Source organism: Janthinobacterium sp. GMG2 (assembly GCF_033949445.1).
Classification (GTDB): Bacteria; Pseudomonadota; Gammaproteobacteria; order Burkholderiales; family Burkholderiaceae_D; genus Janthinobacterium; species Janthinobacterium aestuarii.
On the sequence record NZ_JAXAWA010000002.1, the window covers coordinates 1,113,015 to 1,133,696 of the forward strand.

Annotated in this window: 19 protein-coding genes; 9 read left to right on the forward strand and 10 right to left on the reverse strand. The window is 60.7% G+C overall.

Annotated elements, in window-relative coordinates; all coding sequences use genetic code 11:
- Window positions 1-27 precede the first annotated feature (27 nt).
- From SKZ59_RS11125 to SKZ59_RS11140, 4 genes are all read right to left on the reverse strand, one after another.
- On the reverse strand, window positions 28-471 hold the full coding sequence (locus SKZ59_RS11125; protein WP_072453716.1) for a hemerythrin domain-containing protein: 444 nt from the start codon (window positions 469-471) through the stop codon (window positions 28-30).
- A gap of 90 nt (window positions 472-561) precedes the next feature.
- On the reverse strand, window positions 562-1,932 hold the full coding sequence (gene prsR, locus SKZ59_RS11130) for a PEP-CTERM-box response regulator transcription factor (RefSeq protein ID WP_319991764.1): 1,371 nt from the start codon (window positions 1,930-1,932) through the stop codon (window positions 562-564).
- Between the two features lie 12 nt (window positions 1,933-1,944).
- Window positions 1,945-3,996: an XrtA/PEP-CTERM system histidine kinase PrsK gene (gene prsK / locus SKZ59_RS11135; RefSeq protein WP_319991765.1), complete on the reverse strand. Its 2,052-nt coding sequence runs from the start codon at window positions 3,994-3,996 to the stop codon at window positions 1,945-1,947.
- Complete coding sequence (locus SKZ59_RS11140; protein WP_319991766.1) at window positions 3,993-5,381, reverse strand: TIGR03013 family XrtA/PEP-CTERM system glycosyltransferase; 1,389 nt, start codon at window positions 5,379-5,381, stop codon at window positions 3,993-3,995. Before SKZ59_RS11140 ends, prsK begins: the two co-directional genes overlap by 4 nt.
- Window positions 5,382-5,586: 205 nt before the next feature.
- Between SKZ59_RS11140 and nadB the strand changes: the two genes are divergently transcribed.
- Complete coding sequence (nadB, locus tag SKZ59_RS11145) at window positions 5,587-7,200, forward strand: L-aspartate oxidase (protein ID WP_219330298.1); 1,614 nt, start codon at window positions 5,587-5,589, stop codon at window positions 7,198-7,200.
- 648 nt (window positions 7,201-7,848) lie between these two features.
- On the opposite strand, the gene SKZ59_RS11150 is transcribed toward nadB, so the two are convergent.
- The 5 genes from SKZ59_RS11150 to SKZ59_RS11170 are packed head-to-tail and all read right to left on the reverse strand — an operon-like array spanning window position 7,849 to window position 14,353.
- Window positions 7,849-9,210: a toxin-antitoxin system YwqK family antitoxin gene (locus SKZ59_RS11150; RefSeq protein ID WP_319991767.1), complete on the reverse strand. Its 1,362-nt coding sequence runs from the start codon at window positions 9,208-9,210 to the stop codon at window positions 7,849-7,851.
- The gene (locus tag SKZ59_RS11155; RefSeq protein WP_319991768.1) at window positions 9,195-10,541 is read right to left on the reverse strand and encodes a toxin-antitoxin system YwqK family antitoxin; all 1,347 of its coding nucleotides are present in this window, start codon (window positions 10,539-10,541) and stop codon (window positions 9,195-9,197) included. The genes SKZ59_RS11150 and SKZ59_RS11155 overlap by 16 nt, the downstream gene beginning before the upstream one ends.
- Before the next feature lie 9 nt (window positions 10,542-10,550).
- Window positions 10,551-12,902, reverse strand: coding sequence for a hypothetical protein (locus SKZ59_RS11160; protein WP_319991769.1), 2,352 nt, complete (start codon window positions 12,900-12,902; stop codon window positions 10,551-10,553).
- Window positions 12,899-13,666, reverse strand: coding sequence for a PP2C family serine/threonine-protein phosphatase (locus SKZ59_RS11165; protein WP_072453724.1), 768 nt, complete (start codon window positions 13,664-13,666; stop codon window positions 12,899-12,901). The genes SKZ59_RS11160 and SKZ59_RS11165 overlap by 4 nt, the downstream gene beginning before the upstream one ends.
- 3 nt (window positions 13,667-13,669) lie before the next feature.
- Window positions 13,670-14,353, reverse strand: a complete 684-nt coding sequence (locus SKZ59_RS11170) for a vWA domain-containing protein (protein WP_072453725.1) — start codon at window positions 14,351-14,353, stop codon at window positions 13,670-13,672.
- Between the two features lie 304 nt (window positions 14,354-14,657).
- Here SKZ59_RS11170 and SKZ59_RS11175 point away from each other — a divergent pair, with 304 nt between their 5' ends.
- The 5 genes from SKZ59_RS11175 to SKZ59_RS11195 all read left to right on the forward strand — a co-directional run bounded on the left by SKZ59_RS11175 (window position 14,658) and on the right by SKZ59_RS11195 (window position 17,649).
- Window positions 14,658-15,365: a helix-turn-helix transcriptional regulator gene (locus SKZ59_RS11175; RefSeq protein ID WP_072453726.1), complete on the forward strand. Its 708-nt coding sequence runs from the start codon at window positions 14,658-14,660 to the stop codon at window positions 15,363-15,365.
- 185 nt (window positions 15,366-15,550) lie between these two features.
- Window positions 15,551-16,000 (forward strand): hypothetical protein, encoded by a 450-nt coding sequence (locus tag SKZ59_RS11180; RefSeq protein ID WP_319991770.1) that lies wholly within the window; start codon window positions 15,551-15,553, stop codon window positions 15,998-16,000.
- A gap of 33 nt (window positions 16,001-16,033) precedes the next feature.
- Entirely contained in the window at window positions 16,034-16,426 is a 393-nt protein-coding gene (locus SKZ59_RS11185) for a hypothetical protein (RefSeq protein WP_319991771.1), read from the forward strand.
- Between the two features lie 159 nt (window positions 16,427-16,585).
- Window positions 16,586-17,029, forward strand: coding sequence for a hypothetical protein (locus SKZ59_RS11190; RefSeq protein WP_034748551.1), 444 nt, complete (start codon window positions 16,586-16,588; stop codon window positions 17,027-17,029).
- 95 nt (window positions 17,030-17,124) lie between these two features.
- The gene (locus tag SKZ59_RS11195) at window positions 17,125-17,649 is read left to right on the forward strand and encodes a hypothetical protein (protein WP_319991772.1); all 525 of its coding nucleotides are present in this window, start codon (window positions 17,125-17,127) and stop codon (window positions 17,647-17,649) included.
- A gap of 32 nt (window positions 17,650-17,681) precedes the next feature.
- Here SKZ59_RS11195 and SKZ59_RS11200 read toward each other — a convergent pair whose 3' ends face one another.
- Window positions 17,682-18,137 (reverse strand): tellurite resistance TerB family protein, encoded by a 456-nt coding sequence (locus SKZ59_RS11200; RefSeq protein WP_128139363.1) that lies wholly within the window; start codon window positions 18,135-18,137, stop codon window positions 17,682-17,684.
- 325 nt (window positions 18,138-18,462) lie between these two features.
- On the opposite strand from SKZ59_RS11200, the gene SKZ59_RS11205 reads away from it, so the two are divergent.
- From SKZ59_RS11205 to SKZ59_RS11215, 3 genes are all read left to right on the forward strand, one after another.
- Window positions 18,463-19,269: a lipid II flippase Amj family protein gene (locus SKZ59_RS11205; RefSeq protein WP_319991773.1), complete on the forward strand. Its 807-nt coding sequence runs from the start codon at window positions 18,463-18,465 to the stop codon at window positions 19,267-19,269.
- A 122-nt stretch (window positions 19,270-19,391) separates the two neighbouring features.
- Window positions 19,392-19,913 carry a hypothetical protein gene (locus tag SKZ59_RS11210; protein WP_319991774.1) on the forward strand — a complete coding sequence of 174 codons (522 nt, stop codon included), beginning with the start codon at window positions 19,392-19,394 and terminating at the stop codon, window positions 19,911-19,913.
- A gap of 119 nt (window positions 19,914-20,032) precedes the next feature.
- Complete coding sequence (locus SKZ59_RS11215) at window positions 20,033-20,566, forward strand: hypothetical protein (protein ID WP_319991775.1); 534 nt, start codon at window positions 20,033-20,035, stop codon at window positions 20,564-20,566.
- The last annotated feature ends 116 nt before the right edge of the window (window positions 20,567-20,682 follow it).

A 20,682-nucleotide genomic window follows, 5' to 3' on the forward strand; every position in this document is an offset into this window, starting at 1 on the left:
CCTTGGTTGTTGATTTTTTTAAGCCGTTCAGGCGGCCACGCCCGTCAGCTGTTCCTTGCGCGCGGCCATTTCCTGGCCCAGCGCGTCGAGGTCGACGGCCGTCTCGCGCACCTTCGGAAACATGTCGCCCTCCTCTTCCTTGACGTGGTGCTCGATCTGCTCGGACAGCACCTTGACCTTGGCGTCGTACAGGTCGTCGGCCGGGTCCATGGCGGAGATTTGCGCGATGAGCTCCTTGGCGCTCGCGTGCTCGACGAGGGCTTCATCCATCAGGTCGCCGTCGTGGATGGGGCGGCGCACGGCCGGGTAGAAGATTTCTTCTTCCAGCTGCGTGTGCACGGTGAGTTCCTGGCAGATCTGGTCGGCCAGCTTTTTCTTGGTGGCAAATGAGCGGTCGCTCAAGCCTTCATATTGGGCAAACAGGGCCTTCACGGCCTTATGGTCCTGCATCAATAGATTGATCGCGTTCATGGCGCCTCCTTGTTGTAGATGAGGCAAGGATGCGCCATGGCGGCGCCATCGTATGTGCGACGCCTTACACAATCTTGATTTTTAATACACTCAGCTATTCACCTGCGACTTGATGCCGTGATGACCCATCAGGTCGTACAGGGTGGGCCGGCTCACGCCCAGCAGTTCGGCCGCCTTGGCAATATTGCCGTCGGCCCGCGCCAGCGCGCGCACCATCACCTTGTATTCGGCCCCGTCGCGGGCCTGGCGCAGATTCAGCGGTTCATCCTGGGGCGCAGCCTGGGCGCTGGCGGGCAAGCCCAGGTCGTCGGCGGCGATCTGCGGCCCGTCGCTCATGATGACGGCCCGCTTGATGCAGTTTTCCACTTCGCGCACATTGCCGGGCCAGCCGTAGCTTTCGATCAGCTGCAGCGCGCCGGTGCTGAAATGCAGGTTGCTGCGGCCTTCGCTGGCGCAGAACTTGTTCTTGAAATGGTGGGCCAGCAAGGCCGCGTCGCCGGCCCGCTCGCGCAGCGGCGGAATGCGCAGCACGATTTCGCTGAGGCGGTAAAACAGGTCTTCGCGGAAACGTCCCTGCTCCGCCAGCACTTTCAGGTCCTGGTGCGTGGCGCAGACGATGCGCACATCGACGGCGATCTCGGCGCGTCCGCCGACGCGCTCAATGACCCGCTCCTGCAGGAAACGCAGCAGTTTCGCCTGCAGCCCCATCGGCATGTCGCCGATTTCATCGAGAAAGAAAGTGCCGCCGTGGGCCAGTTCGATCTTGCCCAGGGTTTGCCGGGCCGCGCCCGTAAACGCCCCCCGCTCATAGCCGAACAGCTCGCTCTCGAGCAGGTTTTCGGGGATGGCCGCGCAATTGATGGCAACGAAGCGTTGCGCATGGCGGCTCGACAGCGCGTGCAAGCCCCGCGCAATCAGTTCCTTGCCGCTGCCGGAGTCGCCGAGCAGCATCACGCTGGCCGACGAGGGCGCCACTTTTTCCACGCTGCGGCACAGCTTCAACATGCCCGGATCGCGGCTGACGATGCCGGCCAGCGGCGAGTCCGCCTGCGTCTGCAGCATGCGGCGGTTTTCCTGCTGCATCGCGTGCAGATAGAACGCGCGGGCGATGACCAGGCCCAGCATGTCGGCCTCGAACGGTTTCTGGTGAAAATCGTAGGCGCCCAGGGCGATGGCTTTCAAGGCATGCGCGCGTTCCTGGTTGCCGGAGAGGATGATGACTTTCGTGTCCGGCGCCAGCGCGAGGATTTGCCGCAGGGTGGCCAGGCCTTCCGTGGCGCCGTCCGGGTCGGGCGGCAAGCCCAGGTCCATCGTCACCACGGCCGGCTGGTGTCGCCGCACGAGCGCCAGCGCCGCCTCGCGCTCGCCCGCCAGCAAGACTTCATAGCCGTCAAAACTCCAGTGCAACTGCTTTTGCAGGCCGGGATCGTCTTCGATGACCAGCAGTTTTTGCTTGCCCATGGCACTCCTTTGCTATGCCGCGTGCAGCGGCAGGACCACGCGAAACGTCGTGCCCACCTGCGGCTCGCTGCGCACCTCCAGGCTGCCGCCCACTTCGCGCAGGTATTCGCGGCTTTCGAACACGCCGATGCCCATGCCCGCCGTCTTGGTCGTGTCGAACGGTTTGAACAGGCGTTCGCGGATGAATTGCTCGCTCATGCCCTGCCCCGTATCGTCGAGCTCGACGACGGCCGTGTGCTGCTCGCGCCGCAGCCGCACGGCCACCTTGCCATCGCTGGCCGTCGCCTCGATGGCGTTCTGGATCAAGTGGCCCAGCACCCGCTCCAGGCGCGCGCGGTTGGCCAGCACCGTCAGCTCGCCATCGACGATTTCCAGCCGGGGCGCCGGCGCCAGGCTCGCCTTGGCGGCCACGGCCTGGCGCAGCAAGCCGTCGAGCAGCAGCGGCGCCGGCGCTTCCGGCGCTTCGCCGCGCGCCAGTTTCTGCAGCAAGGTCTTCATTTTCTGCACGGAATGGTCGAGGGTGCCCAGCATGTCCTCCTGGAAAGCGGGATTGGCGCGGTGCTTTTCCGCATTACTCAGTAGCAGCGACAGCTGGAACACGAGGTTTTTGAGGTCATGCACGATGAAGGTGGACATGCGGTTGAACGAATCGAACTGGCGCGCCACCGTCAGGGTGTCGAGCGATTCGCGGTGCGCCAAGTAGCTGGCGGCTTGGCTGCCGGCAATTTTCAGCACGTCGAGGATTTCCCAGTTCAAGCTGATATGCGTGCGGGGCCGCGCCAGCGCGACAAAGGCGAACAGCTGGCCGTGCAGCATCAATGGCACCAGCAGCCACACATCGGGCAGCGCCAGCAGCGCGGGCGGCAAGCGCAAGCCGCCGTACTGGCGCGGGTTTTGCTGGCAATCGGGCACGTCGATTACCCATAGCCGTGCCTCCAAGAACTGGCACAAGGGACCAGATGCCGGCTCGCTCCACCTGCCCGGCGGCCAGTTCCAGCTGGCCGCCGGGGTGAACTGTCCCTGTTCGCGCAAGATCCACAGTGCGCCGGCGCGGCTTTCCACCAGTTGCGCCATGGCCTGTATCGTGCGTTCACCGAGCGCTGGACCGTCTTCGGACAAGGCCCGCGTAAATCTCAGCCATTCCTCGCGGTAATCGAAGATGGCATTGTAAAAATGTTTATTGATATACACCTTGAGCTTGGCGCGCAGGCTGCCGGAAAACAGCACGCCCGCCAGCAGCAAGGCCGCGCCGCCCAGGTAAGCCATCTGCATCAGGGAACCCCAGGTGCCGCCGAAATAGCGCAAATAATAGGCACTGGCCGCCATGGCCAGCAAATAGATGGCCGAGCCCAGCAAGGCAGCCGAGCGGTACAGCATCTGGCGCGAGACGGACAAGCCCAGCGCCCAGCCCGGATTGCGCGCGGCCGAGACGGCCAGCAGCGGCGCGCACAGGGCGTCGACGATGCCGCGCGCGGCCCAGATGTCATCATTGACCGCGCGAAACAGCAAGGCGTCGCTGTACAGATAGAAATCATAGGCGAACAGCCCGCCCACGCCCAGGCACGCAAACTTGATGCCCCAGCGTTTCAAGGGCGGCGTGTTGCGGTACCACTGTTCCACCAGCAACATGCCCAGCACGGCCAGCAGCAAACGGCAGACACTGGCGATGAGCCGCGCCGGCAAAGGCAGCGCCAGCCAGGATGAGGCCATGGAGAGCAGCCACGGTGCCAGCGCCGTGAGGACGATGCCGGCCAGCACGAGGCGCAAACGGGGCCGCGACGGTTCGATCAGCAGCAGCAAGAATACCAGCCAGGCCAGGGTGCGCAGCAATTCCAGCGCGTCGCCGGCCAGCGCGATGCGCTGCCCCAGCAGTACCAGCACCACCGTGCCCGTCGCCCAGCCGCCCGTCGCCAGGCACGCCACCAGCAAGGCGCGCACGTTCTGCCGCGCGCGCCAGTTGCTGATCAATAGCAGCGCCAGCACGAAGAAGGCCAGCGACGCCAGGCCATGGCTGAGAGCCGCCGCATCGGGCGCCGCCAGCCAGTCCGACTGGTCCCGCATCATCGGCTGCCCTTGCCAAACAGCACCACCTGCACCGTGTCGAGCAGGATCAGCAGGTCGAGGAACAGGCTATTGTTTTTCACATAATACAAATCGTATTGCAGCTTCTTGACGGCATCGTCGACGGAGGCGCCATATTGATAGCGCACCTGCGCCAGGCCCGTGATGCCGGGCTTGATGCTGTGACGAATGTTGTAGTACGGCACCTGCTCCTTCAGCTGCTCGACAAAATACCCGCGCTCGGGGCGGGGGCCGACAAAACTCATCTCGCCGCGAAACACATTGAGCATCTGCGGCAGCTCGTCGATGCGCAGCTTGCGGATCAGATTTCCCACGCGCGTGATGCGCGCATCGTTGGCCAAGGCCCAGATGGGCGTGCCGTCGCGCTCGGCGTCGCAGCGCATGCTGCGAAATTTCAGCACCTTGAATGGCTGGCCGTCGCGCCCCACCCGTTCTTGCTGATAGAACACGGGGCCACCGTCTTCCAGGCGGATGCACAGGGCGGTCACCAGCATCACGGGCAGCGACGCCAGGCAGATGACGCCGCTGGCCGCCAGGTCGAACAAACGCTTCGAGGTAGCGCGGAAAAAGCTCTGGTCGAAGCCGCCGCCATAGATCAGATAGCTCGGTTGCAATGAATCGATGCGAATCTGGCACGCTTCGCGCTCGAAAAACGTGGCCGCGTCGATCACCTTGACGCCGCCCAGCGCACATTCAAGTAGTTGTTTGGCAGGAAACGCGCCATTGCGCCGGTCGCTGACGGACACGACGATTTCATGCGCGGCATGGCGCTGGGCCGTGGCCAGCAGGGACGGTCCGTTCGGCAGCAAGGCCGAGGCCGGCACGCAGCATTGCTCGCCTGCCACATCGATGCAGCCGACGACCGTAAACTGGTGAAAACCGATCTTGCTGGCCGCCAAGTCCATGCACTCGCGCGCCAGCGCCCCGCCACCCACCAGGATCAGCCGGCCTTTCATCAGCGCCGATTGCGAGGATTTGAATACCAGCAGGCGCGCCAGCAGCACGCCGATGGCACCCAAGCCGAAGATCAGCACGCTGCCGCGTCCGAAATGCAGGGCTGGAATAAAGCGTATCAACACGCTGAGCACGGCAAAACCCAGCGCGAACGAGGGCAGGATGCGTAATAACGTGTTGCGGATGTCTTCGCGCGAGCGGTGCTGGTACATGCCCAGCGCGCTCATGCTCAAGACAATGACCAGCGCAAAGATCGAGGACGACAGGTAGACCTCGCTCGCCCGCACCAAGTGGCTGCCATCCGCCAGCCACAGCAAGGACGTCAGGGTGGCCGACAGCAGCAGGATCAGGATTTCCAGCAACAGCAGGATAAACGCTGTTTTCGACACATAATGGCTGAAGATGCGGATCATGGTTCCCCCTGCGGCAAAAAGCATCAGGCCGCGCGCAAGGCGGCCCGCTGCTGGTCTTGCCATCATGGCGAACTGTTCCAAGAAGACATTGATGCGCCACAAGCTACAGCCCCGGCTATCTTTCGCTTGCAGAATTTATCTCAATACATTACCGAATGAGGGGAAATGGCATATAGTATGCTTCCCCTAAAAAAAGATAAATGTCATGAAATTTGATGTAGCGATTGTCGGCAGTGGCCTGGCGGGTTTATCGGTTGCACTGCATTTAGCTGAGACGCGCACCGTCGCGATCATTTCCAAACGCGCGCTGCTCGATGGCGCCAGCAACTGGGCGCAAGGCGGGATCGCGGCCGTGCTGGACTCGGGCGACAGCCACGAGCAGCACATCGAAGACACCCTGATCGCCGGCGGCGGCCTGTGCGACGAGAGCGCCACGCGCTACATCGTCGAGCACGGCCGTGAAGCCATCGAATGGCTGATCGAGCAAGGCGTGCCGTTTACGCGCGACGCCACGGCCGAACTGGGTTTCCACCTGACCCGCGAAGGCGGACACAGCCAACGCCGCATCATCCACGCGGCCGACGCCACCGGCCACGCCGTGCAAGTGACCCTGGAAGAAAAGGTCCGCGCCCACCCGAACATCAGCCTGTTCGAACACCATTGCGCCATCGACCTGATCACCTCCGACAAGCTGGGCATGAAGCCGACCCAGCGCAACGCGCAACCGCATTGCCACGGCCTGTACGTACAGGATGAGCAAACCGGTAAAGTACTGACGTTTGCCGCCGAGCACACCGTGCTGGCCACGGGCGGCGCCGGCAAAGTCTACTTATATACAACGAATCCTGACACGGCCAGCGGCGACGGCATCGCCATGGCCTGGCGCGCCGGCTGCCGCGTGTCGAACATGGAATTCATCCAGTTCCACCCGACTTGCTTGTACCACCCGTATGCCAAATCGTTCCTGATCACCGAAGCCATCCGTGGCGAAGGCGGCTTGCTGAAACTGCCGCCTGAAGCGGGTGCGGCCGCTGGCACGCGCTTCATGCTGGCCCACGACGAGCGGGCCGAACTGGCGCCGCGCGACGTGGTGGCGCGCGCCATCGACTTCGAGATCAAGAAACGCGGCCTCGATTACGTGCACCTGGACATCAGCCACAAGCCGGCCGAATTCCTCATTGAACACTTCCCGACCATCTACGCGCGCTGTCTGGAACTGGGCATCGACATCACCAAGCAGCCTATCCCCATCGTACCGGCCGCCCACTACACATGCGGCGGCGTCGTGACGGACCTGGCAGGGCGCGCCGACTTGCCGGGCCTGTACGCGGTCGGCGAGACGGCATGCACGGGCCTGCATGGCGCAAACCGCCTGGCGTCGAACTCTTTGCTGGAATGCATCGTCATCGGCCGCGCTTGCGCACAAGACATCGAAAGCAAGGAAAAGCTGGGCACGCCGTATCTGCCCGACTGGGATGAAAGCCGGGTCACGGATGCGGACGAGGAAGTGGTGATTTCCCACAACTGGGACGAGCTGCGCCGCTTCATGTGGAATTACGTGGGCATCGTGCGCACGACGAAACGCCTGGAACGGGCCCAGCATCGCATCGCGCTCTTGAAGGAAGAGATCGACGAGTACTACCGCAACTTCCGCATCACGCACGATTTGCTGGAACTGCGCAACCTCGTCGACGTGGCCTCGATGATCGTCAACAGCGCCCTGTCCCGCCGCGAAAGCCGCGGCTTGCACTTCAGCCGCGATTATCCGGAAACGTTGCCGAAGGCGATAGCCAGCGTGCTGACGCCGCCGCATAGATAAAACAGTTCTTGATCGGGGGAGATGCCTCATTGGCATACTCCCTGGCGACTCGTCAGAACTCTCTTTTATTTTTGCGTGCCCCATATAGACGGCTGTGACGGTGGCTGTGTTGGTTGAAACGATGGCAGAGGTTGCAGTGGTTGAATTTCCTGGCGTGGAGCTGGCTTTGCCTGAGGCTGATAGCCATACGAACTATCTGCTTGATTCGGAACAGTTCCAGCCTTCCCCGTGTAGGGATTGACATTGCCCTGTGTGCTGTAGTTATTCGAAATGGTACTGTCAGGTGCCGTTCTTTGGTGCGGCGCCACGTACGTCCCATCTTTCTTAGTGTACCCATTTACATGCACTTGGGCACTAGCAATGCTGGTGAAGAGCACCATTGATATCGCTAAGTATTTGATCATTTACTTCTTTCAAGTTCCGGCATAGTGGCGTGTCGTTGCGCCCGCAAAAAAGATTGCCGTTTCCTTGAGGCTATATTTTTTGGTATGGTGACTATAGACCTATTCCAATAGGCAAGAGATAAAGCTTTTCTTTCCACTACAAATAGAGCCAATTGACTGAACTTATGTAGCAAATATGCAACCATCTAGCTAAATACCGTCATTCTCAAACTGCTCCAGCGCTGTTGGAATACACTTCAGACGTTCAAAGCTCCGGCATCTCGAACTCAATCCCATCCTCCGTGTACGACATCTTCGCGGACGCCCCCGTGCACTCCCCCTGCGCCTCGTCCGCCACATACCTACACTCGCTCTCCAGCCCGCCATCTTCCCGCCAGTGCCGCGTCCAGCCATGGCGCTCGCCATCGACATACTCGATCAGCTGCCTCGGCTTGCCATTTGCATACCAGGAACGCAATGCGCCCTCCTCGCGCCCACCCGCATTCCACTGTTTCTGCACCATCAATACTCCGGCCCGGCTGAAACGCTGCTCGCTGCGCAATACGAAGTGGCCGCTGTGCGTGCGCTTGCTGGCCACTTTGCCATCCGGATAATATTCGACGCTGTCGCCCACGGGCTTGTCATCCACGTACTGCGTTGTACGCTGCACCTTGCCATCCGGGAAGTAGCCGGTGCTTGGTCCTGACTGGATGCCGTTCTCGTACCGGCTGCGGCTTTCCACCGTGCCATCCGGATAGAACAGCAGCAGCTCGCCCTCCGTCTGGCCCTTGACCTGAGTCGTGCGCGTGCGCAGCTTGCCATCCTCGTCGAAGGTTTCCACCAGGCCATCGGCGCGGGCGCCGTTCACGTACTGGCTGGCCTCGTTCAGCTTGCCCGTATCGTGGTAGGTCCGCTGTTCGCCTTCCTGCACGCCATTGCGCCACGTGTTGCGCATGGAAATCTGGCTGTCAGGACGATACAGGGTCTGCACACCTTCCTGCACGCCGCGGCCATCCTGCTCCACCTGCATTTCCAACTGGCCATGCGGGTAGTACATGCTGTAGTTGCCCACCAGCTTGCCGCGCAGGTAATCGGGATCGTTGACCTCGCCAATCAGCCGCTTCGGCTCGCCTTCGCGCGCGTGCACCACCTCGACTTGCCAGGTGCCGGGCGTCTTGCCTGGCGGCAGCGGGACGATCAGCGCATAGCGCGCATGTTCCTTGACTTCGCCGCGCGTCAGATTGTGATTCAGGTACAAGCGCGCCTTGCCATCGGCACAGGCTTGCGGCTCGCAGCGGCCCAGCTTGCCAACTTCGGGCATGACGAGCGCTCCAGCACCGCCTGGCGTGGGACAGGATTTGATACGCATCAACAAGGGCGTTTTGTCACGTATCAGCTTGGCCAATTGCTGCTTCATGGCGGCGTATTGCTGCGCGTCCAGGCCCACGGACACGGCATCCATCAGCACCTGCCTGCCGCCACAGCCGCTGTTGCTGGCCAGGGTCAGCACATCGCCGTCGGGCGTCGCCTTGATCGCGGTGACTACTTGCCGCTGTTCGATCTCGGCGTGGGCCAGCGCCGGCAACAGCAGCATGACGCCAAGCAGGCGCTTCACAATGCGCGCCATGCTTGCTCCTTGCGCTGCAGTTCCGGTGCTGGCGGCGCCTCGCCGCATGCGCCCTGGGCCTTGCCGGCCACATACTGGCATTCGCCCTTCAAACTGCCATCCTCGTGCCAGCTGCGGCTCCAGCCGTCACGCCGGTCGTTCACGTAGTCGATGGCTTGCTCCGGCTTGCCGTTCTCGTACCACGAGCGCGACGTGCCCTGTTCGCGCAGTTGTACATCCCATTTCCGTTCCAGCACCAGCACGCCCTGAGGGCTGTAGCGCTGGATACTGAGCAGCCCGCCCTTGTCGCCATATTGCTGGCGGCTTTTCACCTTGCCGTCCGGATAGAACTCCATTGCCTCGCCCGTGGGCAAGTCGTTAACCTGCGTCATCCTGGCTTGCACGGCGCCATTTGGGTAGTAATTCGTGCTCACGCCATTGAACTTGCCGTGTTGCATTTCCGCGCGGCTGGAGATTTTTCCATCAGAAAAGTATGTGAGCATCTCGCCTTCCATCTTGCCGCCGCGCAAAGTGTAGCTGCTACTCAGCTTGCCATTTTCATCAAACGTCTGCACTGGCCCGTCGAGCTGCTTGCCGTCGCGGTAGATGCTCGTTTCACTCAACTTGCCGGTAGCGTGATAGCGTTGATGCTCGCCTTCTGGCAAGCCATGGCGCCAGTCACCGCGCAGCTCCAGCGTGCCATCGGGAAAATACTTGCTGCCGATGCCATGCTGACGGCCCTGCCCATCCTGCGCCACCTGTTTCTCGGTCTTGCCATTCGGGTAATACGTGACGTAGCCGCCCACCAGCTCGCCTTGCGCATAATCGGCGTGGTTGACCTGGCCGGACAGGCGCAGCTTGTGACCCGCCACGCTGTAAATCTCCACCTTCCATGTGCCCGGCAGCTTGCCTTTTGGCAAAGGCAAGACCAGCACGTTCGGCGCCTTTTCCTGCCCGATGGGGAAGAAGCGCTCGTGCAGGTACAGCCGCGCCCGGCCATCGGCGCAGGCCGCTGGCGTGCAGGCGGCGATCTGGCGCACGATGGGCACGCTCGCATCGTCCGGGCATTTTTTCAAGGTGACAAGCATGGGTGTCTTGCTGCGGATCTGCTTGGCCAGCCGGGCTTTCATCGCTTCGTATGGCCCATCGTCCAGCCCGACCGAGCGCGCATCCATGCGCACTTGGCGGCCGCCGCAAGCCGTGTTCGCGGCCACGGTCAGCACGTCGGCGCCTTCGCTATCCTGCTCGCCGGCGGTGGCTGTCACCACCTGGCGCTGCACGATCTCCGCCTGGGCCATGCCCGGGGCCAGCAATGAAGCGCCCAGCACGGCGCATAGGGTCTTGATTTTCATGGTATTCCTTTAATTATCCGCCGAGACGGCCACGCCGCCCGGCACAAAGCTGACCCGGCCATCGCGGTAGCGCACGAGCACCACCACCTTCGATTCCAGCAATTGACCGTGCTGCACGGCCGGCAAATAGGTCCAGCGCTTGACGCTATCGAGCAGCACCTTGTTCAGCATCGCTTCCATTGGCAACTCGGCCGCCGCATAGCTCAGGGTGCCGTCGGCGGTAATGGTCAAGGTCAGGCGGTTTTCACCCGTTGCGTGCTTTTCGTCCAGCACGCCATACGCAACCGTCGTCATCGTGTCGCGCTGCACGCCGCCGACTTGGTCGCGCAAGGGCGGCATGGCCTTGAGTTTGACTGCCAGCGAGGCGCCTTCGGCCAGCACCTTGTCCCAGCGCTTCTGGTAGGCGCCGGGCTGGGCCAGGCGCAGCACCTTGGCGTTCAGATCCATGCGCTGCGCCATGCGCGCCACGCCATTGTCGGCCGGCTGACCCGGCTCGGCCGGCAAGGCATGCTCCACGGCGTAGCGGTAAGCCGTCAGCTGCGCCAGCGCCACCAGGTTCACGGCATCGCGCTCGTCGCCGCCACGCAGCAGCGCCGCAGCGGCGATGCCGAGCCAGGCCGTGCCATCCGTCGGGTGCGCCCACACGGCTTGCTCGAAGTACTGGCGCGCCGCCTGGGGTTCATTCAGGCTCAGGTGCATGCGGCCCATGGCCGCCGCCACCAGATGGTCGCGCGGGTTCGCTTGCAACAGGTCAAGATAGGTAGCGACCAGCGCCGGTTCATAGCCGGGCACCCAGCCCAGGCCCTCCAGCAACGACGCGCGCAGCCGCGCCTGCGTACGGTCGCCGCTGTAGCTGGTCGACTTTTTCTCCCCGGAACGATACAACAGCTGCAAGCCCCGCGTGACGGCGTCATCGTCGCCCTTGCTGATCGCTTGCGACAGGCTGCGCACGGCCTTGCGCGCATCGGACGGCTGGAAACCGGCCGCCTTGGGCGAGCGCCAGCGAAACACTTCCAGTCCTGCCGCCTGGTCCGCTTGCGCCTGCAGGCTGGCCTTGTCCGTCACTTCATCGGACGACGAGGTCCAGGCCGTAAAGCCGATCAGAAACAGCACGATCAGCAGCACCACCACGGCCCAGCCCTTGCCGGAAATGCCGACCGCATTGGCTTGCCCAGTGCCCGCAGGCAGCCGTACGGGCGCTTGCCCCGGCGCCGTATGGTGCGCGCCGCGCGCGCTGCGCGGCTGCGGCTGGGACTGCGCCAGTATCTGCTGCTGGGCAAGCACGGACGCCTGCCCGGCCGCGACGATGACCTTGTCGCGCGCGCAGGCCGCGCAGCCGAGGCCCGCGAAATGCTGGTGCTCGGGATTCGCGGTACACACGACGAGCTTGCCGTCGTTACGCTGCGCATAGCCGCGCAGCAATTGCGCCCAGTCGGCCGCCGAGGGCCGCTGCGGTTTGGGGGACTGGGAAAACGCGCGGTCGAACATGGCGCGCAGCTCGGGCGGCATCAAGGCATGGCCGCTGGTCGCGTTCGGCGCCAGCTGCTTGTGGCGTTTGACGCCATACGCATAGCAGCCGTCGCGGATGCGTCCGGGAATGTCGGTCGCCACTTGCGCATTGCCGGGCCGCCCGCTGTACGGGTGGATGCCAAAGTTGAGCAGCTGAAAGATGACGACGGCCAGCGCGAAGCGGTCTTGCGCCATTTCCGTGCCCGCCGGCATGCCCTTGCGCTGGAATTCCGGCGCCATGTAGTCGGCCGTGAATTGCTCGGCAGGAAAACGCTCCGCATGGCCCTGGATGCTGAAACCGTCGCAATCGAGCATGGCGATGTACAGCGAATCGCGGTAAAAGCGCAAATTCACGGGTTTCAGATCGACCACGTAATGCTGCTGCTGATGCAGCGCATCGATGACGGCGGCCAGGTTGGCGGCCAGGGTCAGCTTGGGTCCGAGACCCGTGGGCAAGCCGGCCGCGCGCGCTTGCCGCTCCTGCATGATCTGTTCCAGCTCGGCCGTTTGCGCCATGTCCAGCAAGGGCATGACGAAACCTGCAAAGCCGCCCTGGCCGTCGAACACGGCCGCTTGCGGCCAGGCGATCTGCACGTAGCGCTTGCCGTTTTCCAACTGATCGGGCAGTTTGGGCGTCAGTTCCAGCATCGCTTCAAGCTTGCGCCGGTTGGCGGCCCGGTCCAGGTGCGGGTGGTACAGCTTGGCCACCTGCGTGGGCGCGCCCGGCAGCAGATACACGCTGCCCGCGCCGCCGCTCTTGATGAGTTTGCCCAAGACAAGGCTACGGACTTTGTCGAGCCAGATTTTTCCACCCGGACTCAGGCCCGGTGTCACACCCTGCTTCCGGCTCATGCGCGCAAGGCCAGCAACAGGGTCTTGTCGTCGCCCGTGATCTGGTGCGTGCGCGGGTCGGCCAGGGTGGACGCCAGCGCCGTATTGCCCAGTTCGATGCTCTCGACCGTGCGCAGATAGCCTTGCACGGCATCCATGAACGGCGCGTACAAGGCCGCATTGTTCTTGCTCATGGCAAAGGGCATGCAACCGTCCGACATCAGCACGACGCCGCGCACGGACTGGGGTATCGGCAGCAGGCGCAGCTGTTCGCGCCAGCGCTCGCCGCTGATAAAGTATGTTTCGTTCGCGTATTCGCCGTTGGCGGGCAGCGAGATCAGTTCGCCGCCATCGCCCAGTTGCGCCACGCCCAGGCCATCGCCCAGGTGGAAGAAGAAGCCGGTATCTTGCCCCATGACCACGCCGACAACTGTGGCAGCGTAATCGTCGAGAGTGGCGTTGGCGGCGCGGGCGATATCGTCCAGCGCGGCGCGGATCTGCGCCAGGGTGCCTGCCAACGCGCCGTCATGTAAATCCTGCACGGTGGCGCCCTGCTCCAGCCGTCCGGCCAGCGCCTGCACGGTTTGCGCGGAAACAAACTGTGCGCCCTGCTCGCTGAGCCTGGCCGAACCGGCGCCATCGCAGACGATGGCCACCAGGACGTCGCCCACGACGGCGTGCGCATGCGCATCCTGGCAAGGGATGTCTTTATCCAAATGCGCCTTGCCCGTGACGGAGGCGCCAAAAACGCGCCAGGAATCCTGTGTTGCTTGCACTGCTGCCATCGATCAGGTGCTCACGACAGACCAGCCGTCCGTCGAGGCCAGTTGCGCCTGCGCGCCGGGACGCGATTGCGACACCACCTGCATGCTGGCGCTCAGCCACAGGAACAGTTCGCGGAACTGCAAGCCCTTCAGCTGCTTCACGCCGCGTTCGCCACGACTGGAAAACTGCCCCAGGGAATCGATGTTCGCGTTGTCGCCCACGGCGATGGGGAAGATCGCCACTTTATTGGCCTGCTCGGCCGCGCGCGCCTGCTCGGCGCCGTGCTGCCAGCGGTCCGTCGGTTCGCCGTCCGACATCAAAAACAGCCACGGCCGCGTGTACGCCACGCCCGCCTGGCGGAAGCGCTGCTTTTCCTGCTCGATCTCGGCCAAGGCCAGCTCGACGGCCGCGCCGGTCGGCGTGGTGCCGTTCGCTTCAAGCCGGGGCGCCGTGAAATCCATGGCATCGCACCAGTTGCTGGCCACCACGGCTTCATCGTGGGCGCCATATTGAATCACGAGGATGCGCACGCGTTTGGCGGCGATCACGTCGGACTTGAGTTCCTGTTCCAGCAAGGCCAGACCTTCGTTCAGCAGGGCGACGGGCTCGCCATCCATGCTGCCGGAGCAGTCCAGCACGAGCACCAGCGGTGTGCGTTGTTCGGTATTGTCGACCAGGGCGACGTCGGGAATCATTATTGAACTCATGGGTAATCGGCAAATGTGAAATCGGTCATAGTGCGAATCTTACATCATGGACGTGTTTTGCCCGTGCAAGTTTCCTACAGAACACTATCCCACCATATTATTGCAAACCATTGCAGCACTGATGTCTTTGTACTATCTTGATAGTTGCCCAGGCCAGATGGCGGCGGCCAGCCCCTCCTCACAAAGGAGGGGCTGGCCGCTGCGCAACACCGCCCTTACCCAGTTCCGCACCTGCACGCCTGCGGCACGCTGATCTAATCAGGCTATGGGGACAAGCATGGGCACAGCTACAATAAGCGCGGATGTGGGCAAACTGATTGCCGCCTTGTACGAGACGGCTTGCGGCACGGACGACTGGCCGCAGCTCGACAGCGCCGCCCTGAACAGCCGGCAATGGCAGGAACTTTTGCCGCATCTGCAGCGGGCCCTGTGCTTGCAGCAGCGCCTGCGCGAGGCGCAACTGGCCAGCCGCTGCGCGCTGGCGGCGCTCGACGCCATGGGTGCCGCCGTGCTGGTACTCGACGCGGGCCTCGGGCTGCGCTTCGCCACGCCCGCCGGCCACGCTCTGCATGCGGCGCAGCTGGCACACGGCGTACCGCCGGCCCTCGTGCGTGCCGTGCACCTCGTCATCGCCAGCGCCGGCAGCGCGCCGCAATGCCAGTCGCTGCGCCTGGCGCGCAAGCAGCAAACGCCGCTGGCCCTGACCGTCACCCTGCTCGCCGCCTGCCAACCGCCATGCGCACTGCTGATTGCGCGCGATCCCACACAGGCGAGCACCTCCGTCCCCGCCTTGCGCCAGCTGTTCGACTTGACGCAAGCCGAAGCGCTGGTGGGCAAGGAGCTGGCGCAAGGGGCCACCATCGAAGAAATCGCCGCACGCAGCGGCATCAGCGTCAACACCGTCAAGACGCATCTGCATCACACCTATTTAAAGACGGACACGCGGCGCCAGGGCGAGCTGATCGCGCTGATCCATGGCGCAACGGCGCACCTGGCCGTGCTCGACGCATGAGGCTGTCTCATCCGATCGGATGATGTACAGGACAACTTGCCTGCCTACACTGGCAAGACCGGTCGCCCGCACCTTGCCAGTGTCACCACAGCGCGTGCTGGCCAGCCGGTCGATTTCCCTGGTATCGACAACCATATCGCCGCGCCGGCAGCGGACGGCACCAAAGTTCAAGGATGGGTAGAAAAATGAAAACATGGATCTTGGCCGGCACTCTGGGCGTCTGCGCCCTGCTGGCAAATGCACAGTCGCTTCCCGACAGCCAGACCGTCGTCATTCCAGGCGGACGCCTGCAGACGATCGAACTGCCGGCACAAAGACATTTCATGACCGCGGAAAGGTTTGCCCCGTTCCGCGGCGGCTATGAGCTGGCGAACGGGCAAGTGCTCTACCTGCGCAATGCAAGCAGCATCGGCGCCATCATGTATGCGCGTATCGATGGCCAGGAAGAACACCGTATCGTCGCCACCGACAACAACAGCTTCGTGGCGCTGGACCGGCAGCTGGCCATGCGCATCGACTTGCGCGACGATGGCAGCGTGGGCGGCGAAGTGCTGATGCTGGTGCCGGCCGAAAAACTGGCCAGCGGCGACATCGTGCCGGCCCACGTGCAAAGCATGGGCCTGGCATCGCGCTAAGGCAGCAAGTCCCCTTCAGCATGGGTGGCAGCCATGAGCAGACAATATTCTGTCCAACAGCAAAACGCGCAGACCCTGGCCGCCATCAAACAGACGGCGGCCTGGTGGCGCGCCCGCCCCGTGCCCGACGCCCTGTGCCAGTACGCGGCCAGCCATGGCGTGGCGCTGAGCGCGGCCCTCATGCTCGACCTGCGACTGGCCTACCCCGGCATGCCCGCCGTGTACGGCAAGCTGCTGAGTGCCGACGGCCACTTCATCCACTTCGAAATGGATCTCGACGATGCCTTGTGCCCGCTGCCCGGCAGCGTGGCCTGGGACGACATCAGCGCCAGATATGACTTGGCCGCACACAAACGCGGCACTGGCGTGGGATACGGCGAGCTATGCAAGAAGGTGCTGCAAGAAATGAATTACGCTGCGCGCTAGTGCATAAACCGCCGCCATGCGATGGCCTACCACGCAAAATATCAAGGCCGTCTCCACCGAATGAACGATGCGCAGCGCCAAACCTGTGCCTAGACTGGTTCCTGCCCCATGCCCGCCCGCATCACGCGCCAGAGGCCATCAACCAACGAGGACAACACCATGAAAACCATCATCCTGGGCACACTGCTGTGCCTCGCCGCCGCCAGCACGGCAGCCATCGCGCAAACCCTGCCTCCCGAGCACACTGTCACCGTGCCGGGCAACACGCTGCGCATCGATGTGCCCGAACATCCGCGCTACATGATGCGCCGGGATTTCAAGAAATTCGTCGGCGTCTATGATCTGTCGAATGGCGACACCCTGGAACTGCGCCTCGCCGGCGCTGAAAAGTATGCGCGTATCGGCAAACAGGAAGAGCACCGCATCGTCGCCACCGACCACAACGCCTTCGTCGCGCTGGACCGCCAGATGAAGGTGCGCATCAACCACAACGATGACGGCAGCGTCGATGGCGAACTGGTGATGGTGGTGCCGTCGCAGAAGGTATCGAGCGGCGGCATCGTGCCTTCCCACGTGCAAAACATCGGCCTGGCGTCGCGTTGAGGCGGCGCACAGGCGCGGCAGGCACCGGCGCTTCCATCGCGTGCTATCATCGCCGCCAAATTCCTTAAACGAATGGCAACGGCCCATGGAGCGCAATGCAGACACCTCGCAGTAATCCGATATTCACCGTGCTGCGCGGCGGCCTGCGCCTGCTCGCTTGGCCCTTGCTGGCCCTCCTCAGCGCCGCCTGCACCAGCACCACGCGCCATTCTGCCAGCGAGCCCACGCAAGTCATCTTGCGCTTTACCTATGACGACGGCAAGCCGATGCGGCATGACGATTACCTGGCCAATGCGCGCCAGCAAACGTATATCAAGCACTGCAGCAAGATAGGCAGCACCACCGTCTGCGACGTCGGCTCGGATCCACTCTTCATGGGTGGCGACACCCCGCTGGACGCCAACGGCGAAGTGCGCGTCACCCTGCACTCGACCGGCCCCATCGGCAACAATCCGAACCACCACTGCATCAAGGGCAAAAGCTACGTCTTTGATTCCGGCGACTGGAGACGCGGTCCGTTTCACCATGGGCAAGTGATCGAGATCCGCTACAGGATCAGCGAAGTGCAAACGGCGTGCCCCTGGTCGTCGGGCACGCCGCCGTGGTGGGACAAGAGTTAGGTCTGGCCAGCCGTGGCCGGCTGGCTTAAAAATTACTGCAGCTCGAACTCGCCTGGGTTCAAGCCCAGTTCGCGCGCGATCTTGCTGGCCACGCGCTGCTCATTGGCGTCGAAATTGCCGTCCGACGAAGCGACGGCGATAATCATGCGCACCAGCAAGCGCGACGCGTCCACATTCGACTTCATCTTGCCCAGCGCCTGATACGCCTTGGCTTCGCCGATATCCTTGTCGAACTCCAGCTGGCCGACATAGTCCTGGAAAGCCTTGATCACGTCCGTGGTGGTAAACACTGACAGAGCGTCATTGCTTTCAATAAACTTCACCATCTTCTGCTTCTCTTCCGCACTGACGCTGCCGTCCGCCATCGCGATCAGGGCCGATCCCGCCATCGCGGCATTCAGGAAATCCTTGTTCTTGTACTTCAGTGCTTCGGTTTTCAGTTCGCTGGCTTTGGTCTTCAGTTTGGACAGAAAGGAATCGAAACTCATGGTGTACCTCCGGGTTGGTTGGTTCATGTCGAGCGGCAAGTCCTGCCGCCACCCAGGATAGTTGAGGGTGCAAGCTTGAAATACAAGCAAGGAAACCAGTCAGACGCTCACTGGCGGCATTTATCTCACCCACAGGCAAAGGCCGGGGTCAGACCCGTCGGGTCTGACCCCAGTTTCTGCCTTGGGGAGAAATTCAGCCAACGCCACACTAATGCACATAAAACACCACAAAAGCTAGATCACGTGATAATTATCTTATTTGCAGTTGAAAAATAAGTAACTCCATGGCAGCATGGAATGATATTTTCTTTACTGCAAGGTTGTGATGGACAAGCAATTGCTGTTGATTTGCGCACTGACGTTCATCATCCACATTATCGGCACCCTCGCCTACTCCGTGCGCATCGCCGGCATCCGCACGCGGCGCATCGCCGTGTCTCTGGCCCTGTTCAGCATTCTGATGCTGCTGTCGCGCACGTCGAACTCATTCCTGGGACCATTCCTCGCCAAGCGCGTCGAGACAGGCATAGACCAGCATGTTGCCGCCAGCACGCTATTGACAGACTTCCGCTGGCTGCTGTTCTCCGCCAGCCTGGCCACAATTATTGGCGCAATACTGATCCCCACCTTCCAGCGCGCCTTCTGCCGCGCCGTCAAGCACTTCCAAGTACACAGGTCGGTACCGAAACTGCTGCTGCACGCCGTATTCAAGGGCGGCCTGTCCTACCTCAAGACTTCCGCCAGCCTGCCCAAGCCCGCCAACGTCACGGGCCTGCGCCAACAATCCGGCGTATCGATTTCCATGACGGCCATGAACGTCATCGCCACGGCGTTGTGGACGGTGGGCGTCTTCGCGGCGCTGTACGCAGGCGTGCTGGACCCCAGCGTGAGAGTCACCTCCAGCACACCGTCATCGATCATCAACGGCGGCGCCACCATCATGATGGCCGTCTTCATCGACCCGCACATGTCGGGCATGACGGATGACGTCATCGAAGGCAAGATCGAAGAATCGCACTTCCGGCAGGCGGTGGTGTGGCTGGTGGGGAGCCGATTGGCGGGGACGCTGCTTGCGCAGTTTTTGCTGGTGCCGTCGGCGGTGGTGATTGTTGGGGTGGCGAAGGGGTTGTGATTTCAACATTCACCTCACTCATGAAGTCGGTCATTTATTCCCAAAAAATCACACATCAAATAAAACTCTTTTATTGAAAATATATTTACATAAAAACTTACAACTACAAAAAAGGAATCAGAGTGATTATTGGTGAATATGCAGCATGTGGAACTTGCGGAAAAAATTATAGACTTCGAATCCAAGTAGGTCTCGATAAAATTCAAAACCACAATTTCCATTGTTTGAAATGTCAAGAATCTATTTACGTTAAGTTAGCAATTGGAGATGGAGATAATTCCGGAATAATTTTTGGAGAGAACTGCTTGCAGGGTACTGCCGATGACGCGACACCACAATATCTCTCAAGTGATTTTTTCGCTGGTGTCGATGAAGTAAATGCACCAAAATCTATGCCATCGCTTAATTTTATGATGGATGTAATAAAGAAAATTGGCATTAATAAGCTAAATGAAATAAAAAATAAAAAAGAAAATATTCTTACAGGCCACCAAAAACGCCCAGAAGAAATATGGCCAACCTTAAAGAAGGCGTGGCGAATGAAGCGTTCAGGGCAAAATAAATTATCAGAATCAATGATTAAGAAATTTTCAAAAGAAAACGGCTATACCCTGACCTTGAATCTTCCATATTTTTTCTTTTAGATCATATAACGCCAAATACGGAAAATTTAATTTCAGAATTTGAAAAAATTAAGGACCAGAATCCAGAGGAATTTTTTGAATTTAGAAAATATATCAAAAATAGTCTGCATAAAACTCACATGCTAGATTATTTTTTAATAATAAGCGAGTATTTTGAACATTTTTCCGAATTTTCCAAAACCTATCTTTATTCTCACTTTGAAACAAACCTACCAGATCAAGCGACAACATCTTCAGGCGACTTTGAAAAAGTAAAAAAATTCTACGCCACATGCTATGAGTTTTATGCAAGTGCTATTACTATTTTCACATGCGCAAATAACATCAAGAATGACAGGAAATACAATCAATTGAGAAATATTGATTTCAAAAAATATCTTGAGAGCGATAAATCAAAAAGGAAAGAAAATTTCAAAGAAAATGAAATTTTTTCCAATTTTAGCATTGAATTTGACAGCACCATTCGGAATGCATCATTCCATAACTGGATTAGACTAAATGACGATCATACGACAATAGAGTTTAGGTCAGGCGGAACAGGTGAGCTTCAGTCAATGACCTATGCAGAGTATCTTAATAAGTGTTCGAAATTATTCTTCCAAATATGCCAACTATTCAAAATAGAACTGGCGCTGACCTCAAATTACTCATAAATAAAAGGAGACACCTCCGCAATGCAGAAAAATATCCGGAATTAATAAAAATATTGACGTAAAAAAGCCGCTGTCTCCCGACAGCGGCTTTCTCATTTCTACCCCAGCAGCAGCGC

Bases quoted from the DNA above. Each gene is read 5' to 3' on its own strand.
- SKZ59_RS11125 (WP_072453716.1), bottom strand. From the start codon at position 471: ATGAACGCGATCAATCTATTGATGCAGGACCATAAGGCCGTGAAGGCC.
- prsR (WP_319991764.1), bottom strand. From the start codon at position 1,932: ATGGGCAAGCAAAAACTGCTGGTCATCGAAGACGATCCCGGCCTGCAA.
- prsK (WP_319991765.1), bottom strand. From the start codon at position 3,996: ATGATGCGGGACCAGTCGGACTGGCTGGCGGCGCCCGATGCGGCGGCT.
- SKZ59_RS11140 (WP_319991766.1), bottom strand. From the start codon at position 5,381: ATGATCCGCATCTTCAGCCATTATGTGTCGAAAACAGCGTTTATCCTG.
- nadB (WP_219330298.1), top strand. From the start codon at position 5,587: ATGAAATTTGATGTAGCGATTGTCGGCAGTGGCCTGGCGGGTTTATCG.
- SKZ59_RS11150 (WP_319991767.1), bottom strand. From the start codon at position 9,210: ATGGCGCGCATTGTGAAGCGCCTGCTTGGCGTCATGCTGCTGTTGCCG.
- SKZ59_RS11155 (WP_319991768.1), bottom strand. From the start codon at position 10,541: ATGAAAATCAAGACCCTATGCGCCGTGCTGGGCGCTTCATTGCTGGCC.
- SKZ59_RS11160 (WP_319991769.1), bottom strand. From the start codon at position 12,902: ATGAGCCGGAAGCAGGGTGTGACACCGGGCCTGAGTCCGGGTGGAAAA.
- SKZ59_RS11165 (WP_072453724.1), bottom strand. From the start codon at position 13,666: ATGGCAGCAGTGCAAGCAACACAGGATTCCTGGCGCGTTTTTGGCGCC.
- SKZ59_RS11170 (WP_072453725.1), bottom strand. From the start codon at position 14,353: ATGAGTTCAATAATGATTCCCGACGTCGCCCTGGTCGACAATACCGAA.
- SKZ59_RS11180 (WP_319991770.1), top strand. From the start codon at position 15,551: ATGAAAACATGGATCTTGGCCGGCACTCTGGGCGTCTGCGCCCTGCTG.
- SKZ59_RS11185 (WP_319991771.1), top strand. From the start codon at position 16,034: ATGAGCAGACAATATTCTGTCCAACAGCAAAACGCGCAGACCCTGGCC.
- SKZ59_RS11190 (WP_034748551.1), top strand. From the start codon at position 16,586: ATGAAAACCATCATCCTGGGCACACTGCTGTGCCTCGCCGCCGCCAGC.
- SKZ59_RS11195 (WP_319991772.1), top strand. From the start codon at position 17,125: ATGCAGACACCTCGCAGTAATCCGATATTCACCGTGCTGCGCGGCGGC.
- SKZ59_RS11200 (WP_128139363.1), bottom strand. From the start codon at position 18,137: ATGAGTTTCGATTCCTTTCTGTCCAAACTGAAGACCAAAGCCAGCGAA.
- SKZ59_RS11205 (WP_319991773.1), top strand. From the start codon at position 18,463: ATGGACAAGCAATTGCTGTTGATTTGCGCACTGACGTTCATCATCCAC.
- SKZ59_RS11215 (WP_319991775.1), top strand. From the start codon at position 20,033: ATGCTAGATTATTTTTTAATAATAAGCGAGTATTTTGAACATTTTTCC.